The organism is Streptomyces sp. NPDC042100 (genome assembly GCF_055582325.1).
Map to the genome: position 1 here is coordinate 1 of NZ_JBVJDK010000032.1, position 2,684 is coordinate 2,684.

Annotated in this window: 2 rRNA genes (1 of these 2 running past the window's edge); both read left to right on the forward strand. The window is 57.8% G+C overall.

Going from position 1 to position 2,684, the window contains the following annotated elements:
- Positions 1-239 precede the first annotated feature (239 nt).
- A 16S ribosomal RNA gene (locus tag ACZ6J5_RS36025) occupies positions 240-1,765 on the forward strand.
- Positions 1,766-2,050: 285 nt separating this feature from the next.
- A 23S ribosomal RNA gene (locus ACZ6J5_RS36030) occupies positions 2,051-2,684 on the forward strand; it runs 2,572 nt beyond the window's last position.
- Together the 16S and 23S rRNA genes form the textbook arrangement of a ribosomal RNA operon.

The following is a 2,684-nucleotide window of genomic DNA, read 5'->3' on the forward strand; positions in this document are numbered from 1 at the left end:
AGGAAAGCCCGAGAGGGTAAGTACAAAGGAAGCGTCCGCACCTTGAGAACTCAACAGCGTGCCAAAAATCAACGCCAGATTAGTTGATACCCCGTCCATCTTCGGATGGTCGAGGTTCCTTTGAAAAAGTCCACCCTCCGGGGTGGCACACTACAGCGAGGACGCTGTGGACAGTCGGCCATATTCCGGCATGACTGTCCCGCTCAACGCGAGTGTTGAAGCCGGATTACCGGCAAACATTCACGGAGAGTTTGATCCTGGCTCAGGACGAACGCTGGCGGCGTGCTTAACACATGCAAGTCGAACGATGAAGCCCTTCGGGGTGGATTAGTGGCGAACGGGTGAGTAACACGTGGGCAATCTGCCCTTCACTCTGGGACAAGCCCTGGAAACGGGGTCTAATACCGGATACGACTCGGGAAGGCATCTTCTCGGGTGGAAAGCTCCGGCGGTGAAGGATGAGCCCGCGGCCTATCAGCTTGTTGGTGAGGTAACGGCTCACCAAGGCGACGACGGGTAGCCGGCCTGAGAGGGCGACCGGCCACACTGGGACTGAGACACGGCCCAGACTCCTACGGGAGGCAGCAGTGGGGAATATTGCACAATGGGCGAAAGCCTGATGCAGCGACGCCGCGTGAGGGACGACGGCCTTCGGGTTGTAAACCTCTTTCAGCAGGGAAGAAGCGAAAGTGACGGTACCTGCAGAAGAAGCGCCGGCTAACTACGTGCCAGCAGCCGCGGTAATACGTAGGGCGCAAGCGTTGTCCGGAATTATTGGGCGTAAAGAGCTCGTAGGCGGCTTGTCACGTCGGGTGTGAAAGCCCGGGGCTTAACCCCGGGTCTGCATCCGATACGGGCAGGCTAGAGTGTGGTAGGGGAGATCGGAATTCCTGGTGTAGCGGTGAAATGCGCAGATATCAGGAGGAACACCGGTGGCGAAGGCGGATCTCTGGGCCATTACTGACGCTGAGGAGCGAAAGCGTGGGGAGCGAACAGGATTAGATACCCTGGTAGTCCACGCCGTAAACGTTGGGAACTAGGTGTTGGCGACATTCCACGTCGTCGGTGCCGCAGCTAACGCATTAAGTTCCCCGCCTGGGGAGTACGGCCGCAAGGCTAAAACTCAAAGGAATTGACGGGGGCCCGCACAAGCAGCGGAGCATGTGGCTTAATTCGACGCAACGCGAAGAACCTTACCAAGGCTTGACATATACCGGAAAGCATTAGAGATAGTGCCCCCCTTGTGGTCGGTATACAGGTGGTGCATGGCTGTCGTCAGCTCGTGTCGTGAGATGTTGGGTTAAGTCCCGCAACGAGCGCAACCCTTGTCCTGTGTTGCCAGCATGTCCTTCGGGATGATGGGGACTCACAGGAGACCGCCGGGGTCAACTCGGAGGAAGGTGGGGACGACGTCAAGTCATCATGCCCCTTATGTCTTGGGCTGCACACGTGCTACAATGGCCGGTACAAAGAGCTGCGATGCCGCGAGGCGGAGCGAATCTCAAAAAGCCGGTCTCAGTTCGGATTGGGGTCTGCAACTCGACCCCATGAAGTCGGAGTTGCTAGTAATCGCAGATCAGCATTGCTGCGGTGAATACGTTCCCGGGCCTTGTACACACCGCCCGTCACGTCACGAAAGTCGGTAACACCCGAAGCCGGTGGCCCAACCCCTTGTGGGAGGGAGCTGTCGAAGGTGGGACTGGCGATTGGGACGAAGTCGTAACAAGGTAGCCGTACCGGAAGGTGCGGCTGGATCACCTCCTTTCTAAGGAGCACAGTACCGATTGCAGGCAAATGTTCTGCACGGTCAGCTCATGGGTGGAACGTTGATTAGTTGGCGTGAGTGGCCTGATGGTCTCCTAGTACTGCTTCGGCGTGGAACGGGGAACACGGAGGGTGCTCACGCTTGGCACGTTGTTGGGTATCTGAGGGTACGGCCGGTTGGTCGATACCTTCGCGATGCCGGCCCCAGTGAACTTGGTCCGTAAGGGTCAGGGTGATGGGTGGCTGGTCGTTGCTTGAGAACTACACAGTGGACGCGAGCATCTGTGGCCAAGTTTTTAAGGGCGCACGGTGGATGCCTTGGCACCAGGAACCGATGAAGGACGTGGGAGGCCACGATAGTCCCCGGGGAGCCGTCAACCAGGCTTTGATCCGGGGGTTTCCGAATGGGGAAACCCGGCAGTCGTCATGGGCTGTCACCCATGCCTGAACACATAGGGCATGTGGAGGGAACGAGGGGAAGTGAAACATCTCAGTACCCTCAGGAAGAGAAAACAACCGTGATTCCGGGAGTAGTGGCGAGCGAAACCGGATGAGGCCAAACCGTATGCGTGTGAGACCCGGCAGGGGTTGCGCATGCGGGGTTGTGGGATCTCTTTTTCACAGTCTGCCGGCTGTGAGGCGAGTCAGAAACCGTATGGATAGGCGAAGGACATGCGAAAGGTCCGGCGTAGAGGGTAAGACCCCCGTAGCTGAAATTCATGCGGCTCGTTTAAGAGACACCCAAGTAGCACGGGGCCCGAGAAATCCCGTGTGAATCTGGCGGGACCACCCGCTAAGCCTAAATATTCCCTGGTGACCGATAGCGGATAGTACCGTGAGGGAATGGTGAAAAGTACCGCGGGAGCGGAGTGAAATAGTACCTGAAACCGTGTGCCTACAAGCCGTGGGAGCGTCGGAAT